Origin of the sequence: Pseudomonas sp. SJZ079 (assembly GCF_007993865.1) — a bacterium.
Taxonomy (GTDB): Bacteria; Pseudomonadota; Gammaproteobacteria; order Pseudomonadales; family Pseudomonadaceae; genus Aquipseudomonas.
Map to the genome: position 1 here is coordinate 200,108 of NZ_VIUH01000003.1, position 14,877 is coordinate 214,984.

At 61.5% G+C, this 14,877-nt stretch carries 14 protein-coding genes; 10 read left to right on the top strand and 4 right to left on the bottom strand.

Annotated elements, in window-relative coordinates; all coding sequences use genetic code 11:
* Positions 1-38: 38 nt before the first annotated feature.
* Positions 39-1,733 carry an L-lactate permease gene (locus tag FBY03_RS05030; RefSeq protein WP_147171100.1) on the bottom strand — a complete coding sequence of 565 codons (1,695 nt, stop codon included), beginning with the start codon at positions 1,731-1,733 and terminating at the stop codon, positions 39-41.
* Positions 1,734-2,046: 313 nt separating this feature from the next.
* Here FBY03_RS05030 and FBY03_RS05035 point away from each other — a divergent pair, with 313 nt between their 5' ends.
* The gene (locus FBY03_RS05035) at positions 2,047-2,814 is read left to right on the top strand and encodes an FCD domain-containing protein (protein WP_147171101.1); all 768 of its coding nucleotides are present in this window, start codon (positions 2,047-2,049) and stop codon (positions 2,812-2,814) included.
* 82 nt (positions 2,815-2,896) lie between these two features.
* Here FBY03_RS05035 and smpB read toward each other — a convergent pair whose 3' ends face one another.
* On the bottom strand, positions 2,897-3,379 hold the full coding sequence (gene smpB / locus FBY03_RS05040) for an SsrA-binding protein SmpB (protein ID WP_147171102.1): 483 nt from the start codon (positions 3,377-3,379) through the stop codon (positions 2,897-2,899).
* A 171-nt stretch (positions 3,380-3,550) separates the two neighbouring features.
* Here smpB and FBY03_RS05045 point away from each other — a divergent pair, with 171 nt between their 5' ends.
* From FBY03_RS05045 to FBY03_RS05055, 3 genes are read left to right on the top strand one after another with little or no spacing between them, the layout of a single operon-like run.
* Positions 3,551-4,954, top strand: coding sequence for a sodium-dependent transporter (locus tag FBY03_RS05045; protein ID WP_147171103.1), 1,404 nt, complete (start codon positions 3,551-3,553; stop codon positions 4,952-4,954).
* Positions 4,955-4,988: 34 nt separating this feature from the next.
* Positions 4,989-5,423: a type II toxin-antitoxin system RatA family toxin gene (locus tag FBY03_RS05050; protein ID WP_147171104.1), complete on the top strand. Its 435-nt coding sequence runs from the start codon at positions 4,989-4,991 to the stop codon at positions 5,421-5,423.
* Positions 5,416-5,736, top strand: a complete 321-nt coding sequence (locus FBY03_RS05055; protein ID WP_147171105.1) for an RnfH family protein — start codon at positions 5,416-5,418, stop codon at positions 5,734-5,736. Before FBY03_RS05050 ends, FBY03_RS05055 begins: the two co-directional genes overlap by 8 nt.
* Positions 5,737-5,810: 74 nt before the next feature.
* On the opposite strand, the gene FBY03_RS05060 is transcribed toward FBY03_RS05055, so the two are convergent.
* On the bottom strand, positions 5,811-6,332 hold the full coding sequence (locus FBY03_RS05060) for an outer membrane protein assembly factor BamE (RefSeq protein WP_147171106.1): 522 nt from the start codon (positions 6,330-6,332) through the stop codon (positions 5,811-5,813).
* Between the two features lie 97 nt (positions 6,333-6,429).
* Here FBY03_RS05060 and fur point away from each other — a divergent pair, with 97 nt between their 5' ends.
* Positions 6,430-6,834, top strand: coding sequence for a ferric iron uptake transcriptional regulator (gene fur / locus FBY03_RS05065; RefSeq protein WP_147171107.1), 405 nt, complete (start codon positions 6,430-6,432; stop codon positions 6,832-6,834).
* Positions 6,835-6,916: 82 nt separating this feature from the next.
* On the opposite strand, the gene recN is transcribed toward fur, so the two are convergent.
* The gene (recN, locus tag FBY03_RS05070; RefSeq protein WP_147171108.1) at positions 6,917-8,590 is read right to left on the bottom strand and encodes a DNA repair protein RecN; all 1,674 of its coding nucleotides are present in this window, start codon (positions 8,588-8,590) and stop codon (positions 6,917-6,919) included.
* Between the two features lie 155 nt (positions 8,591-8,745).
* Between recN and grpE the strand changes: the two genes are divergently transcribed.
* The 5 genes from grpE to carA all read left to right on the top strand — a co-directional run bounded on the left by grpE (position 8,746) and on the right by carA (position 14,859).
* A complete protein-coding gene (gene grpE, locus FBY03_RS05075) occupies positions 8,746-9,315 on the top strand; it encodes a nucleotide exchange factor GrpE (RefSeq protein WP_147171109.1) in 570 nt (189 codons plus the stop codon).
* A 99-nt stretch (positions 9,316-9,414) separates the two neighbouring features.
* Positions 9,415-11,331 (top strand): molecular chaperone DnaK, encoded by a 1,917-nt coding sequence (gene dnaK, locus FBY03_RS05080; protein ID WP_147171110.1) that lies wholly within the window; start codon positions 9,415-9,417, stop codon positions 11,329-11,331.
* A gap of 172 nt (positions 11,332-11,503) precedes the next feature.
* The gene (gene dnaJ / locus FBY03_RS05085; RefSeq protein ID WP_147171111.1) at positions 11,504-12,631 is read left to right on the top strand and encodes a molecular chaperone DnaJ; all 1,128 of its coding nucleotides are present in this window, start codon (positions 11,504-11,506) and stop codon (positions 12,629-12,631) included.
* 70 nt (positions 12,632-12,701) lie between these two features.
* A complete protein-coding gene (gene dapB / locus FBY03_RS05090; RefSeq protein WP_147171112.1) occupies positions 12,702-13,505 on the top strand; it encodes a 4-hydroxy-tetrahydrodipicolinate reductase in 804 nt (267 codons plus the stop codon).
* 205 nt (positions 13,506-13,710) lie between these two features.
* On the top strand, positions 13,711-14,859 hold the full coding sequence (carA, locus tag FBY03_RS05095; protein ID WP_147171113.1) for a glutamine-hydrolyzing carbamoyl-phosphate synthase small subunit: 1,149 nt from the start codon (positions 13,711-13,713) through the stop codon (positions 14,857-14,859).
* Positions 14,860-14,877: the final 18 nt, after the last annotated feature.

Below are 14,877 nucleotides of genomic sequence, written 5' to 3' on the forward strand. Positions count from 1 at the left end.
GTGCACCCCGCAGATGCCGGGGCGCACTGGCGCAGGGGTCAGCCGCCGTTCAAGGGATCGCTGACACCCAAGACGTAGATGGCGAACAGGGCAATCAGCCCGGTGAACAGCACGTAATACAGGGTAGGCCAGATGGTCTTGCGCAGGGTGCTGCCTTCGCGACCCAGCAGGCCGACCGTGGCCGAGGCTGCCACCACGTTGTGGATGGCGACCATATTGCCGGCCGCCGCGCCAACGGCTTGCACTGCGACGATCAGCGCGCTGGAGATGCCCAAGGTGTTGGCCACGCCGAACTGGAACTGGCTGAACATCATGTTGCTGACGGTGTTGGAACCGGCGATAAAAGCGCCCAGCGCACCGATACTCGGGGCCAGCAGCGGGTAAATGCCGCCGACGCTGTCGGCCACCCAGCGTGCCATCAGGATCGGCATGCTGGCGAGTTCGGCGTGGTTGACGCCCGAGTTGATCAGGATGCGCACCATCGGCACGGTGAACAGCAGGACGAAGCCGGCGCTGAGCAATACCCGGGAGGACTCTCTCACCGCCGTAGCCAATTCGCGAACCTTCATGCCATGCAGGAAGAACGTCGCGAGAACCACGGCAACCAGAATGCCACCCGGCAGGTACAGCGGTTGGAAGTTGGCGCTGACGCCGACCTCACCCAGCAAGTCGGGGAAATTCAGCACCACGGCTTTCAGTGCGGCAGTGACTTCCGGCACGACGCGGCTGATCACCAGCACCACACCGACCAGTACGTAGGGCAGCCAGGCGCGCAGGGCACTCATCGGCTTGGCGGTGAGCTGGTCGAGTTTCATTTCCACGGTACCCAGCCACTCGCTCGGCCAGTCCTTGGCGGGTGCGAAGTCCCAGGTGGTTTTCGGCGCCAGAAAACCGAAGCGTGCGGCGCTGGTGACAATCGCCAGGCCGATCAAGCCGCCTGCCAGTGAGGGGAATTCCGGGCCGAGGAACACGCCGGTGAGGGCGTAAGGCACGGTAAAGGCCAGACCGGCAAAGATCGCGAAGGGCAGCACTTGCAATCCCGCCTTCCAGCTTTTTTCCCGACCGAAGAAGCGGGTCAGCATCATTGCCATCACCAGGGGCATCACGGTGCCGACGATGGCGTGGACGATGGCGACTTCGCTGGTGATCAGTTGCAGGAATTGCCCCCAGGAGGAGCCGTGTTCAACCAGCTGTGCGCCGATCGTCGCCGAGTCGAGGCCGGTGTTGACCCCGACGATGATCGGCGTGCCCACGGCGCCGAAGGACACCGGCGTGCTCTGCACCAGCATGCCCATCAGCACCGCGGCCATGGCCGGGAAGCCGATGGCCACCAGCAGTGGTGCGGCAATGGCCGCTGGTGTACCGAAGCCCGAGGCCCCTTCGATAAAGCAGCCGAACAGCCAGGCAATGATAATCGCCTGAATGCGTCGATCCGGGCTGATCGTGGCGAAGCCCGCGCGGATCGCGGTGATGCCGCCAGAGTGCTTGAGGGTGTTGAGCAACAGAATGGCGCCGAAGATGATCCACAGCAGGCCGAGGGTGATCAACAACCCTTGCAGGGTGGAGGCCAGTACCCGGTTGAAACTCATGTCCCAGGCGAGCAACCCCACGGCGGCAGTCAGCAGGTAAACCAGGGGCATGGCATGTTTGGCCGGCCAGCGCAGGCCAATCAGCAGAATGGCGGCGAGCAGAATGGGGGAGAAGGCGAGCAGGGCGAGAAGACCAGATGACATGTCAGGCTCTCCAGCGGCGCGCAGCGCGCAGGGTGGGATGCGGGTGTGGCGGTGCGGCGAATGGTTTGCGTGTAACCAGCATGGAGAGACCTCATCGGCGTCTTGGAATTGTTTTAAGGATGACTAAATTGGTAATACCAATTTACAAAGTGCCGGGCTAAGGTTAAAAGTGCAGGCTTGTGGCTGTCAATCAGCAGGCTTACGACTTTGGTCGCAGAGTGCTTGCTTGTATGGTCGTCAGGCAGGCTATAGGCTTGCTCTACAAGGGGCTGATAAGTGCATCCCAGGTGGTCAAACCAGTGGAGGTCGGGTTATGGAAGTAGGTCAGGTGCGCTCGCGCCGTTTGTCGGACGATATCGTCGCGCAGCTGGAAACCATGATCCTCGAAGGCACCTTGAAAGCCGGTGAGCGGTTACCGGCCGAGCGCGAGTTGGCGGAGCGCTTCGGCGTCTCGCGTCCCTCGTTGCGTGAGGCGATCCAGAAGCTCGCGGCCAAAGGGCTGTTGGTCAGTCGCCAGGGCGGCGGTAACTACGTCGCCGAGTCGCTCGGCTCGACCTTCAGCGATCCGTTGTTGCACCTGCTGGAAAGCAATCCGGAGGCGCAGCGCGACCTGCTGGAGTTTCGTCACACCCTGGAAGGCTCCTGCGCCTATTACGCCGCGCAGCGCGCCACGGAACTGGATCGTCAGCGTCTGGCGGAGGCCTTCGCGGCGCTTCAGGATTGCTACAGCCGCAGCGGTAAGGTCACCCGTGCCGAGGAGGGCGCAGCCGACGCGCGCTTTCACCTGGCCATTGCCGAGGCCAGCCATAACGCGGTGTTGCTGCACACCATTCGCGGCTTGTTCGACCTGCTCAAGCGCAACGTGGTGACCAACATTGGCGGCATGTATGCCCAGCGCGACGAGACCCGCGACATGCTGATCGGTCAGCATCGAGCGTTGTATGAGGCGATTGTCGAGGGGCGGGCCGAGCAGGCGCGGGAGCTGTCCAACCGGCATATCGACTACGTGCAGGAGGTCCTGGCCGAGGTGCAGCAGGAGGCGCAGCGCATGGCGCGGGCGCAGCGCCGCAGTCAGACTTGAGGTGAGCGGGCTGGCTGTTGCGGCTGCCGCGCGAGCCGGGCAATCGGCCTGGCGCCGGGTGGCTTAAGCCCGGCGGGTGGCGTCAGTCGTCCTTGCCCTTGGTGCGCATGGCGCGCTGGACTTCACGGTCGGCGTCGCGTTCTTTCTCGGTGTGGCGCTTGTCGAAGTCCTTCTTGCCCTTGGCCAGGGCGATCTCGCACTTGACCAGGTGCTGCTTCCAGTAAATCGACAGGGCCACGCAGGTGTAGCCTTTCTGCTGGACGGCGCCGAACAGCTTTTCCAGCTCGCGCTTGTTCAGCAGCAGCTTGCGCGTGCGGATCGGATCGGCGATCACGTGGGTGCTGGCAGTTTTCAATGGGGTGATGTGGCAGCCCATCAGCCAGGCTTCATCGTCTTTCAGCAATACATAGCTGTCGACCAACTGCACCTTGCTGGCGCGCATGCTCTTCACTTCCCAGCCGGACAGGACCAGGCCCGCCTCGAACTTGTGTTCGACGAAGTAGTCGTGCAGCGCCTTTTTGTTCTGCGCGATTGTGCCTTCTGGGTGTTTCTTTTGTTTAGCCATAGGGCGCGCATTATAGGGAGTCGCAGACGCGGACGCTATGTGCGGTGAAGGGCAAATTGGCCGATTGCCTGGCAGCGTTCGGAGGGGCGTGGGTCCCGGCGATGCTTGAGCCGCCCGGGCTTATCCCCGACAATGCGCGCTCTTTTTGCAAGCAGAGCAGGCTAGCCACACATGGCGAACGATAAGGTCTCGATTCACGGCGTCTGGGCCAGTCGCTGGGTATTTGTCCTCGCTGCGACGGGCTCGGCTGTTGGCTTGGGCAATATCTGGAAATTCCCCTACATGACCGGGGTGTATGGCGGCGGCGCATTCGTGGTCATGTACCTGCTGTGCATCGCCTTGGTCGGGGTGCCGATCATGCTGGCGGAAACCCTGATCGGTCGTCGTGGTCGGCAGAGTCCGGTGAATGCCATGAAAAGCCTGGCGATCGAGGCGGGGTCATCGCGGCGCTGGTCCCTGGCGGCGCAGATGGGCATGGTTGCTGCACTGCTGATTCTGTCCTTCTATAGCGTGGTGGCCGGTTGGTCGCTGGACTATATCCTCGGCATGGGTCGCGGTGACTTCGCCGGTATCAGTGGCGACGGTGCGGGTGCGGCTTTCGGCGAGTTGACCGCTGATCCCTGGCGCCTAACCCTGTGGCATAGCCTGTTCATGCTCGGTACCGGCCTGGTTATCGCCCGTGGTGTGGTCGCGGGGCTGGAGCGCAGTCTGCGCATCATGATGCCGCTGTTGTTCGTGCTGTTGCTGGTGCTGCTCGGCTATAGCCTGACCACCGGGCACTTCATGCAGGGTTTCGATTTTCTCTTCCACTTCGATCCGAGCAAGGTGCAGGGCGGCATCCTGGCGGCCATGGGGCATGCCTTCTTCACCCTGAGCGTGGGGGTCGGCTCGATCATGGTGTACGGCGCCTATATGCCGAAGAAGGCCTCCATTGGCGCGACCGTGCTGGCGGTCGGTCTGCTCGATACGCTGGTGGCCTTGACCGCTGGCTTGGCGCTGTTCCCCATCGTGTTTGCCGCCGGCCTGGAGCCTGGCGGTGGTCCGGGACTGATGTTCGTCACCCTGCCGATCGCCTTCGGCAACATCGCCTTCGGCCAGTTGATGGGGTTGGTGTTTTTCGTGTTGGTGGCGGTGGCGGCCTGGAGTTCGTCGATCTCCATGCTTGAGCCTGCGGTGGCTTATTTCGTCGAGCGTAGCGGTCATAGCCGTGTTCGGGTTACTGCCGTGCTCGCCTTTATCTGCTGGCTGATCGGCATGGGTACGGTGTTGTCTTTCAATGTCGGCGCCGAAGCCAAGTTCTTCGTGTTTGGCGACGATGGCTTTCATCTGTACCAGTGGGGCGCCGAAGGCGGGCGGAACTTCTTCGACAGCATCGATTACCTGACCAGCCGCATACTCCTGCCCTTGGGTGGCCTCGCCTTCGCCTTGTTCGCCGGCTGGGTGCTCAAGCGCGAAGTGGTGCGCGATGAGTTGGCGATTGGACATCCGCTGCTGTTCGGCCTGGTGTATTGGTTGGTGCGTGTGGTGGCGCCGATTGGCGTATTGATCGTCTTCGTTGCAGAGCTGAGCAAATGATTGCAGATAACCTGTTGGATAAAGCCGCCGACTTATGAGTACGCATATTCATCGCTCCGCCTTGCTGCCCTATCCGGCGCAGGCACTCTTCGATCTGGTCAATGATGTGGCGGGTTATCCGGCGTTTCTGCCCTGGTGTTCGGCCAGCGAGGTGCTGGAGGTCAGCGAAACGCAGATGCGCGCGAGTCTGGCCGTGGCCAAGGGCGGCTTGCAACAGCGCTTCGTGACCTGTAATACCTTGGTGCCGGGGCAATCGATCGAGTTGAATCTGGAGCAGGGGCCGTTCAAGCAGTTGCATGGCCGCTGGGAGTTCAAGGCGCTGGGCGATAAGGCCTGCAAGATCAGTCTGGATCTGACCTTCGACTACGCCGGACCTTTGGTACGGGCGACGCTCGGGCCTCTATTCAATCAGGCAGCGAACACCTTGGTGGATGCCTTCTGTCAAAGGGCGAAAGAGTTGTATGGATAACAAAAATATTGTGGTTGAGGTGGTCTATGCCCTGGCGGACAAGCAGAAACTTCTGCGTCTGAGTCTGCCCTACGGCACCACTGTGCGTCAGGCGGCCGAGCAGTCTGGCATGGCGGCGCACTTCCCCGGCCTGGACCTGTCCAGCAGTCCCTTGGGAATATTCGGCAAGGCCGTGGCCAAGCCGCAGGAGCGCGTGCTCGAAGACGGTGAGCGAGTGGAGATCTATCGGCCCCTGATTGCCGACCCTAAAGAGGTGCGTAAGCAGCGTGCAGCCCGGGCGGCGCAAGCCAAGGCAGACGCAGAAGGGGCCTAAGCGGCGCAGGTGATGCACAAAAAAGCCCGGACGAGTCCGGGCTTTTTTAGCGCTGCTTGAATATTCAGGCAGTCTTACTGTGGAGCGGTGTCCAGCGGCTCAGGGGTCGGCACCGGTACCGCTTCGACGCTGTCCACGTCGCGCTGAATCTGCTCCAGCAGGGAGCCTGGCGCGGGCTTGTCTTCCACCTGTGGCGGTTGGCTGGTCTGCGGTGTGCTCAGGTTGTCCACATCTTCGCCAAGGATCGCCTGGTCGCGGCTCACGCCGGGCAAGAAATCGCCGGCCAGACCGGCCAGTTGATCGTTGGCGTCGAAGGTCAGGCTGACACGTTCTTGCAGGCGTTGGCGACCGCCCGGCTGCATGCTGTACAGGTAGTCCCAGCGATTGGCGTGGAAGGTGTCGGTCAGCAGTGGATTGCCCATGATAAACCGCACTTGGCGCCGGGTCATTCCAGGTCGCAACTGGTCTATCATGTCTTGCGTCACGACATTGCCCTGTTGGATGTCGATTTTATAAACCCCGGGGAATGAACAACCGGCGAGTGCGATGAGCCCCATGAAGGAGAGGCTGGTCAGCAGGAGCTTGGTTTTTTGCATCGGAGGGTGACTTCCACTATCTTGGCTGGGCAACGTAAACCCGGATCATACCCGTAATAAGGGAAGCTGCGAAACCGCTTCCACGAGAAAGCAGACCATGGTTGAAAATAGCGAACTACGCAAGGCTGGCCTGAAAGTGACCCTGCCACGGGTCAAAATTCTGCAGATGCTCGACTCCGCGGAGCAGCGGCACATGAGCGCAGAGGAAGTTTACAAGTCACTGATGGAGGCGGGCGAAGACGTCGGTTTGGCCACGGTATATCGGGTATTGACGCAGTTCGAGGCCGCGGGCCTGGTGGTGCGGCACAACTTCGATGGCGGTCATGCGGTGTTTGAGTTGGCCGACAGTGGCCACCACGACCACATGGTTTGTGTCGATTCGGGCGAGGTCATCGAGTTCTTCGATCCCGAAATCGAAAAGCGTCAGCGCGAGATCGTGGGCGAGCACGGCTTCGAGTTGGTGGATCACAATTTGGTGCTCTACGTGCGCAAGAAAAAATAAGTGCGCAGCTGCAGCAGCGAAAAGGCGACCCGAGGGTCGCCTTTTTAGTGGGCGTGACTTTCTGTTCTGAGGCAGCGGTCTGTCAGGCTTGAGCGCTGCCGACCATCTGCCTGGCATGCGCCAGGGACTCCTCGGTCAGGTCGACGCCGCCGAGCATGCGGGCGATTTCTTCGACGCGCTGAGCACTGTCCAGTTTGCTCACTGCGGTGCGGGTGGCATCGTTGCCGCGCAACTTATGCACGAATAAGTGCTGATGGCCCTGGGCGGCGACTTGCGGCAGGTGGGTCACGGTCAATACCTGGCCGCGATCGCCGAGACGGCGCAGCAGCTGGCCAACCACTTCGGCGGTCGGGCCGCCAATGCCGACATCGACCTCGTCGAACACCAGCGTCGGCACCCGTGAGGTCTGTGCGGTGATCACCTGAATTGCCAGGCTGATGCGTGACAGCTCGCCGCCCGAGGCGACCTTGGCCAGGGTTTTCAACGGTTGGCCGGGGTTGGCGCTGACCAGAAATTCCAGCTGCTCCAGGCCGTTGGGGTGCGGCTCGCTGCTGTTATTCGGGCTTAGCTTGATACTGAAGCGTCCGCCCGGCATGCCCAGGCTTTGCATCTCCTGCTCGACCGCGGTGGCCAGCGTGCTCGCGGCAGCGTTGCGCAGGGCGCTCAGTTCGCCGGCTTTTTCCTGGTAGTGGCGGGCAAAGGATGCCAGTTCATCGCTCAGGCGTTCGACCGCCTGGTCGTCGGCATTGAGGCTTTCCAGTTCCTCGAACAGCTGCTGCTGCATGGCCGTCAATTCGCTCGGCTGGATGCGGTGCTTGCGGGCCAGGGTGTAGATCGCGTCCAGGCGTTCTTCCATCTGCTGCAGACGCTCGGGATCGGCGTCGAAATGGTCGAGAAAGCGGTTGAGTTCGCCGACCGCTTCTTCAACCTGGATCTGCGCGCTGGCCAGCAGGTTGGTCGCCTCGCTCAAGGCACCGGGCTGGCCCTGGAAGGCACCCAGGCGGTTGAGGCTGCCGGTCAGGGCGGAGAGCACGTTGCCGGCATCGTTCTCGCTGCACTGTTCGATTACCAGGCGGCAGGCGCTGAGCAGGCTTTCGGCGTTGGTCAGGTTCTTGTGTTCTTGCTCCAGCTGTTCCAGTTCGTTTTCGCCGAGCGCCAGGTTGTCGAGCTCTTCGAGCTGATAGCTGAGCAACTGATGACGGGCGCGCTGTTCGTCGCCTTGACTGGATAGGCGCTCCAGCTCGTTCTTGGTCTGTTTCCAGCGCTGCGCGGCGAGCTGTACCTGGCGCGCCAGTTCCTGGCTGCCGGCGTACTCGTCGAGCAAGCGGCGGTGGGTCTCGGCCTTCAGCAGGGACTGGTGTTCGTGCTGGCTGTGAATGTCGATCAGCAGCTCGCCCAGTGCCTTGAGGTCGCCCTGGGGGCAGGGTGAGCCGTTGATGTAGCCGCGCGAACGACCTTCGGCGGTGATCACTCGACGCAGGATGCACGGGCCGTCGTTGTCCAGGTCGCGCTCGGCGAGCCAGGCGCGGGCTTCGGGAATACCGCTCAGGTCGAAGCTGGCGAGGATGTCCGCTTTGTCGGCGCCGGGGCGCACCACGCCGCTGTCCGCCCGGTCGCCCAGGGTCAGGCCGAGGGCGTCGAGCATGATCGATTTGCCGGCTCCGGTTTCGCCACTGATCACGCTCATGCCGCGATCCAGTTCGAGGTCCAGGTGTTCAACGATGGCGTAGTTGTGTACGGACAGGTGTACCAGCATGGCGAGGCCTCCCAAGCCTAAAGTCTGGTTATTTATACAGTGTTTATTTGTGGGCTGACAATCCTCTGTGTGCCCTTGAAGCGAGAGAATTTGACCCCATATAGGCGGCAGGCACGTGAGTTGAGGCTCGCGTCGAATTTTTAGAGGAGAAACGCATGGCCGACGAACAGAACCAAGATACCCAGCTTCCAGACGTTGTTGCAGAGGCCGAAACGGCTGGCGGCGATGAGTTGGATGCGCGCATCCAGGTGCTGGAGGAGGAGTTGGCTGCTGCGCAGGATCACACGCTGCGGATGGCGGCTGACTTGCAGAACGTGCGTCGTCGCGCCGAGCACGACGTGGAGAAGGCGCATAAGTTCGCCCTGGAAAAATTCGCCAACGACCTGCTGCCGGTGGTCGACAGTCTGGAGCGCGGCCTCGAGCTGTCGAGCCCGGACGACACGTCGATCCAGGCGGTGCGTGAGGGCATGGAGCTGACCCTCAAGCTGCTTCAGGACACCCTCAAGCGTTATCAGATCGAGGCGGTCGATCCGCATGGTGCCCCGTTCAATCCGGAACACCATCAGGCCATGGCCATGCAGGAAAGCGCCGAGGTTGAGCCGAACAGCGTGCTCAAGGTGTTTCAGAAGGGTTACTTGCTCAATGGTCGCCTGTTGCGTCCGGCCATGGTCGTGGTGAGCAAGGCGCCGGCCGCAGCGTCGCCATCGATCGATGAGCAGGCTTGAAATCCGCCGCGCCGACCCCATTTATGAGTCAAGCGTTTTAGAGCTACCGCGACTGACACAGCGCAGCGTCGGGAATATTAAAGTTTCAGGAGAGTGAACATGGGCAAGATTATCGGTATTGACCTGGGGACCACCAACTCGTGCGTCTCCATTTTGGAAAACGGCAACGTCAAGGTTATTGAAAACGCCGAAGGCGCGCGCACTACGCCGTCGATCATTGCCTATGCCAATGATGGCGAGATTCTGGTGGGTCAGTCGGCCAAGCGTCAGGCTGTAACCAATCCGCACAACACCCTGTACGCGGTGAAGCGTTTGATCGGTCGCCGCTTCGACGAAGACGTCGTGCAGAAAGACATCCAGATGGTCCCGTACAAGATCGTCAAGGCGGACAACAGCGATGCCTGGGTTGAGGTTAATGGCCAGAAGATGGCCCCTCCGCAGATTTCCGCTGAAATTCTGAAGAAAATGAAGAAAACCGCCGAAGACTATCTCGGCGAGCCGGTAACCGAGGCGGTCATCACCGTCCCGGCCTACTTCAACGACAGCCAGCGTCAGGCCACCAAGGATGCCGGTCGTATCGCCGGTCTGGATGTCAAGCGGATCATCAACGAGCCGACTGCAGCGGCCCTGGCTTATGGCATGGATAAGGCCAAGGGCGACCACACCGTGATCGTCTATGACCTGGGTGGCGGTACTTTCGATATCTCGGTGATCGAAATCGCCGAAGTCGATGGCGAGCACCAGTTCGAGGTGTTGGCCACCAACGGCGACACCTTCCTCGGTGGTGAGGACTTCGACATTCGCCTGATCGACTACCTGGTCGACGAATTCAAGAAAGAAAGCGGTATGAACCTCAAGGGTGACCCGCTGGCCATGCAGCGCCTGAAAGAGGCCGCTGAAAAAGCCAAGATCGAGCTGTCCTCCAGTCAGCAGACCGACGTCAACCTGCCCTACATCACTGCCGACGCCACCGGGCCGAAGCACCTCAACGTGAAGATTTCCCGCGCCAAGTTGGAGTCGCTGGTGGAAGACCTGGTGCAGCGCACCATCGAGCCATGCCGTATCGCCATGAAAGACGCCGGTATCGACGTCGGCGCGATTCACGACGTGATCCTGGTCGGTGGTCAGACTCGCATGCCGTTGGTGCAGAAGCTGGTAACCGAGTTCTTCGGCAAGGAAGCGCGCAAGGACGTCAACCCGGACGAAGCCGTGGCCATGGGCGCCGCCATTCAGGGCGCGGTACTGGCTGGTGACGTCAAGGATGTGTTGCTGCTCGACGTGTCGCCGCTGACCCTGGGTATCGAGACCATGGGTGGGGTGATGACCGCGCTGATCGAGAAGAACACCACCATCCCGACCAAGAAGTCTCAGGTGTTCTCCACTGCCGACGACAACCAGAGCGCCGTGACCATCCATGTGCTGCAGGGCGAGCGCAAGCAGGCCTCGCAGAACAAGTCGCTGGGCAAGTTCGATCTGGCCGAGATTCCGCCGGCTCCGCGTGGCGTGCCGCAGATCGAAGTGACCTTCGACATCGACGCCAACGGCATCCTGCACGTGGGCGCGAAAGACAAGGCGACTGGCAAGACTCAGTCCATCGTGATCAAGGCCAACTCCGGTCTGTCCGAGGAAGAAATCGAGCAGATGGTCCGCGACGCCGAAGCGAATGCCGAGGAAGATCGCAAGTTCGAAGAGCTGGCGACCGCGCGCAACCAGGGTGATCAACTGGTGCATGCGACTCGCAAGATGCTCGTCGAGGCGGGCGACAAGGCTACCGCGGACGAGAAAGCGGCTATCGAGAAGATTCTCGGTGAGCTGGAAGTCGCGGTGAAGGGTGACGACAAGGCGGCCATCGAGGCGAAAATGGCCGCTCTGTCCGAGGCGACCACGCCGCTGGCGCAGAAGATGTACGCCGAACAGCCGCAGCCAGAAGCTGCCGCTCAAGGTGCCGGCGCCGACAACGGTTCGGCCGATGACGCGGTCGATGCCGAGTTCGAAGAGGTCAAGGAAAACAAGTAAGCGCAAGCTTGTGACCCACAAGGATGTGGGAAATGCAGCGAGTCGCCGGGTGCGGCTGCTGCCTGCCGCTCCAGCCGGTCGTGGCGTGAGCTGCGCCGGATGATCCGCCACGCGGGAGCTTGCTCCCGCGTTGGCGTGTCTGGAGTAGATGATTTAAGGGTGTAGAAAACTAATGTCTAAACGTGATTATTACGAGGTACTGGGAGTCGAGCGCGGCGTCAGCGAGGCGGAGCTGAAGAAGGCTTACCGGCGCTTGGCAATGAAGCATCACCCGGACCGTAATCCCGACGATAAAGCGTCGGAGGACAAGTTCAAGGAGGCCAACGAGGCCTATGAGGTGTTGTCCGACGCCAGTAAGCGCGCGGCCTATGATCAGTACGGGCATGCCGGCGTCGACCAGAGCATGGGTGGCGGGCACCCGGGTGGCGGCGCGAATTTCTCCGACATTTTCGGCGATGTGTTCAGTGACTTCTTCGGCGGTGCCGCGGGTGGTCGCGGTGGTCGCGGTGGTGCGCAGCGCGGCAGTGATCTGCGCTACACCTTGGAGCTGGGGCTGGAAGAGGCGGTGCGCGGCACCTCGGTGACCATTCGTGTGCCGACCCTGGTCAACTGCAAGACCTGTGCGGGTTCCGGGGCCAAGAAGGGCACCAGTCCGGTGACTTGTACCACCTGCGGCGGCATCGGTCAGGTACGCATGCAGCAAGGCTTCTTCTCGGTGCAGCAGACCTGCCCGCGTTGCCATGGCAACGGCAAGATGATTACCGATCCTTGCGGTTCCTGTCATGGTCATGGGCGAGTGGAAGAGCACAAGACCTTGTCGGTGAAGGTGCCGGCTGGCGTCGATACCGGTGACCGTATCCGTCTCTCGGGTGAGGGTGAGGCCGGCGCTATGGGTGGTCCGGCGGGCGACCTGTATGTGGTGGTCAATGTCCGTGAACATGCGATCTTTCAGCGTGATGGCAAGCACCTGTACTGCGAGGTGCCGATCAGCTTTGCCGACGCGGCGCTGGGTGGCGAGTTGGAAGTGCCGACTCTGGATGGCCGGGTCAAGCTGAAAATTCCTGAGGGTACCCAGACCGGCAAGCTGTTCCGCCTGCGTGGCAAGGGCGTGGCTCCGGTGCGTGGCGGCGGTGCCGGCGACCTGATGTGTCGGGTAGCGGTGGAGACGCCGGTGCATCTGGATCGGCGTCAGCGTGAGCTGCTCGAAGAGTTCCGTCAGTCGCTGGCGGTCGACAGCTCGCACTCGCCGAAAGCCAATGGCTGGTTTGAGGGTGTGAAGCGCTTCTTTGGCGATTTGTGAGTAGGCCGCGGTCGCAGGGTCTGCTGGTTGACCCTGGGGCGGCGGGCCTCGAGATTGGAGCGGTAGAGATATGCAGCGTATTGCAGTGATGGGCGCCGCCGGGCGCATGGGCAAGACCCTGATCGAGGCCGTGCAGCAAGCCGAGGGTGCTGGTTTGGGTGCGGCGATTGATCGTCCGGACAGTAGTCTGGTCGGTGCCGATGCTGGCGAGTTGGCGGCTCTGGGGAGGATCGGGGTGCGCCTCTCGGGCGACTTGCGCGATGCGCTGGAGCAGTTCGATGTGCTGGTTGATTTCACCCATCCCTCGGTGACCCTGAAAAACCTGGAAATCTGCCGTCAGGCTGGCAAGGCGATGGTCATCGGTACTACCGGCTTCAGTGCGGCCGAGAAGCAGTTGCTGGCCGATGCGGGCAAGCATATTCCGATCGTCTTCGCCGCCAACTTCAGCGTGGGCGTCAACCTGTGCCTGAAATTGCTGGATACCGCCGCGCGGGTACTGGGCGATGACGTCGATATCGAGATCATCGAGGCGCACCACCGGCACAAGGTCGATGCACCGTCCGGCACGGCATTGCGCATGGGCGAGGTGGTGGCCAGTGCGCTGGGTCGCGACCTGGAGAAGGTCGCGGTGTATGGTCGCGAAGGGCAGACCGGTGCCCGCGAGCGCGAGACTATCGGCTTCGCCACCGTGCGTGGCGGGGATGTGGTCGGTGATCACACCGTGCTGTTCGCTGCCGACGGTGAGCGGGTGGAGATTACCCACAAGGCGTCCAGCCGCATGACCTTCGCCAAGGGTGCGGTGCGTGCGGCGCGCTGGTTGGATGGTCGGGCGGCAGGGCTGTACGACATGCAGGACGTGCTGGGGCTTAACTAGGCTGCGGTTTGCGGGCGGGCATCTGCGTATTGGTCGCATTTGCGGGTAGACCAAAAAGCCGGTTTTCTGTAAGCTCCCCGCTTTAGTGTGTCCACTAAAAGTTACGCAGAATGAATCAGATAAAAAAGCGGGGTGACGGTCGATACGTCATCCCGCTTTTTTACAATCTGCGTTTGCTTCAAAGCGTTGATCTTCGGAGGTTTTCTTGACTAAGCCAGCCCTTAAACCTGCCATTTTGGCTCTTGCTGATGGCAGCATTTTTCGCGGCGAGGCCATCGGTGCCGATGGCCAAACTATTGGAGAGGTGGTTTTTAACACCGCCATGACCGGCTATCAGGAAATCCTTACCGATCCTTCCTATGCCCAACAAATCGTTACCCTGACCTACCCGCACATCGGCAATACCGGCACCACGCCGGAAGATGCCGAATCCAATCGGGTCTGGGCGGCCGGCTTGATCATTCGCGATCTGCCGCTGACCTCCAGCAACTGGCGTAACAAGCAGCCGCTGGATGAGTACCTGAAGGAGAACGGCACGGTCGCCATCGCCGGCATCGATACCCGTCGCCTGACCCGCATCCTGCGCGAGAAGGGTTCGCAGAACGGCTGCATCCTGGTGGGCGATGACGCCACCGAAGAGCAAGCGCTGGAACTGGCGCGCAGCTTTCCTGGGCTCAAGGGCATGGACCTGGCCAAGGTGGTCAGCTGCAGCGAGCGCTACGAATGGCGCTCCAGTGTCTGGAATCTGCAGGCTGACAGCCACCCGGAAATTGCCGCTGCCGAGCTGCCGTATCACGTAGTGGCCTACGACTACGGCGTCAAGCTGAACATCCTGCGCATGCTGGTCGAGCGTGGTTGCCGCCTGACCGTGGTGCCGGCGCAGACACCGGCCAATGAGGTGTTGGCGCTGAATCCGGACGGTGTGTTCCTGTCCAATGGCCCGGGCGATCCAGAGCCTTGCGATTACGCGATCCAGGCGATCAAGGACGTGTTGCAGACTGAGATTCCGGTGTTCGGCATCTGCCTCGGTCACCAGCTGCTGGCGTTGGCCTCTGGCGCCAAGACCATGAAGATGGGCCACGGTCACCACGGTGCCAACCATCCGGTGCAGGATCTGGACTCCGGCGTGGTGATGATCACCAGTCAGAACCACGGCTTTGCCGTCGATGAGGGTGATATGCCGGACAACTTGCGCGCCACGCACAAGTCTTTGTTCGACGGTACCCTGCAGGGGATCGAGCGCACCGACAAGGTCGCGTTCAGCTTCCAGGGGCACCCAGAGGCGAGCCCGGGGCCGAATGACGTCGCGCCGTTGTTTGACCGCTTCATCGAAGCCATGGCCAAGCGCCGTTAAGCCTGCCGACTGACCAAA

Excerpts from the sequence above, each read along its gene's own strand:
- fur (WP_147171107.1), top strand. The coding sequence starts at position 6,430 with ATGGTTGAAAATAGCGAACTACGCAAGGCTGGCCTGAAAGTGACCCTG.
- smpB (WP_147171102.1), bottom strand. The coding sequence starts at position 3,379 with ATGGCTAAACAAAAGAAACACCCAGAAGGCACAATCGCGCAGAACAAA.
- recN (WP_147171108.1), bottom strand. The coding sequence starts at position 8,590 with ATGCTGGTACACCTGTCCGTACACAACTACGCCATCGTTGAACACCTG.
- dapB (WP_147171112.1), top strand. The coding sequence starts at position 12,702 with ATGCAGCGTATTGCAGTGATGGGCGCCGCCGGGCGCATGGGCAAGACC.
- FBY03_RS05060 (WP_147171106.1), bottom strand. The coding sequence starts at position 6,332 with ATGCAAAAAACCAAGCTCCTGCTGACCAGCCTCTCCTTCATGGGGCTC.
- dnaJ (WP_147171111.1), top strand. The coding sequence starts at position 11,504 with ATGTCTAAACGTGATTATTACGAGGTACTGGGAGTCGAGCGCGGCGTC.
- FBY03_RS05050 (WP_147171104.1), top strand. The coding sequence starts at position 4,989 with ATGAGTACGCATATTCATCGCTCCGCCTTGCTGCCCTATCCGGCGCAG.
- dnaK (WP_147171110.1), top strand. The coding sequence starts at position 9,415 with ATGGGCAAGATTATCGGTATTGACCTGGGGACCACCAACTCGTGCGTC.
- FBY03_RS05045 (WP_147171103.1), top strand. The coding sequence starts at position 3,551 with ATGGCGAACGATAAGGTCTCGATTCACGGCGTCTGGGCCAGTCGCTGG.
- grpE (WP_147171109.1), top strand. The coding sequence starts at position 8,746 with ATGGCCGACGAACAGAACCAAGATACCCAGCTTCCAGACGTTGTTGCA.
- FBY03_RS05030 (WP_147171100.1), bottom strand. The coding sequence starts at position 1,733 with ATGTCATCTGGTCTTCTCGCCCTGCTCGCCTTCTCCCCCATTCTGCTC.
- FBY03_RS05055 (WP_147171105.1), top strand. The coding sequence starts at position 5,416 with ATGGATAACAAAAATATTGTGGTTGAGGTGGTCTATGCCCTGGCGGAC.
- FBY03_RS05035 (WP_147171101.1), top strand. The coding sequence starts at position 2,047 with ATGGAAGTAGGTCAGGTGCGCTCGCGCCGTTTGTCGGACGATATCGTC.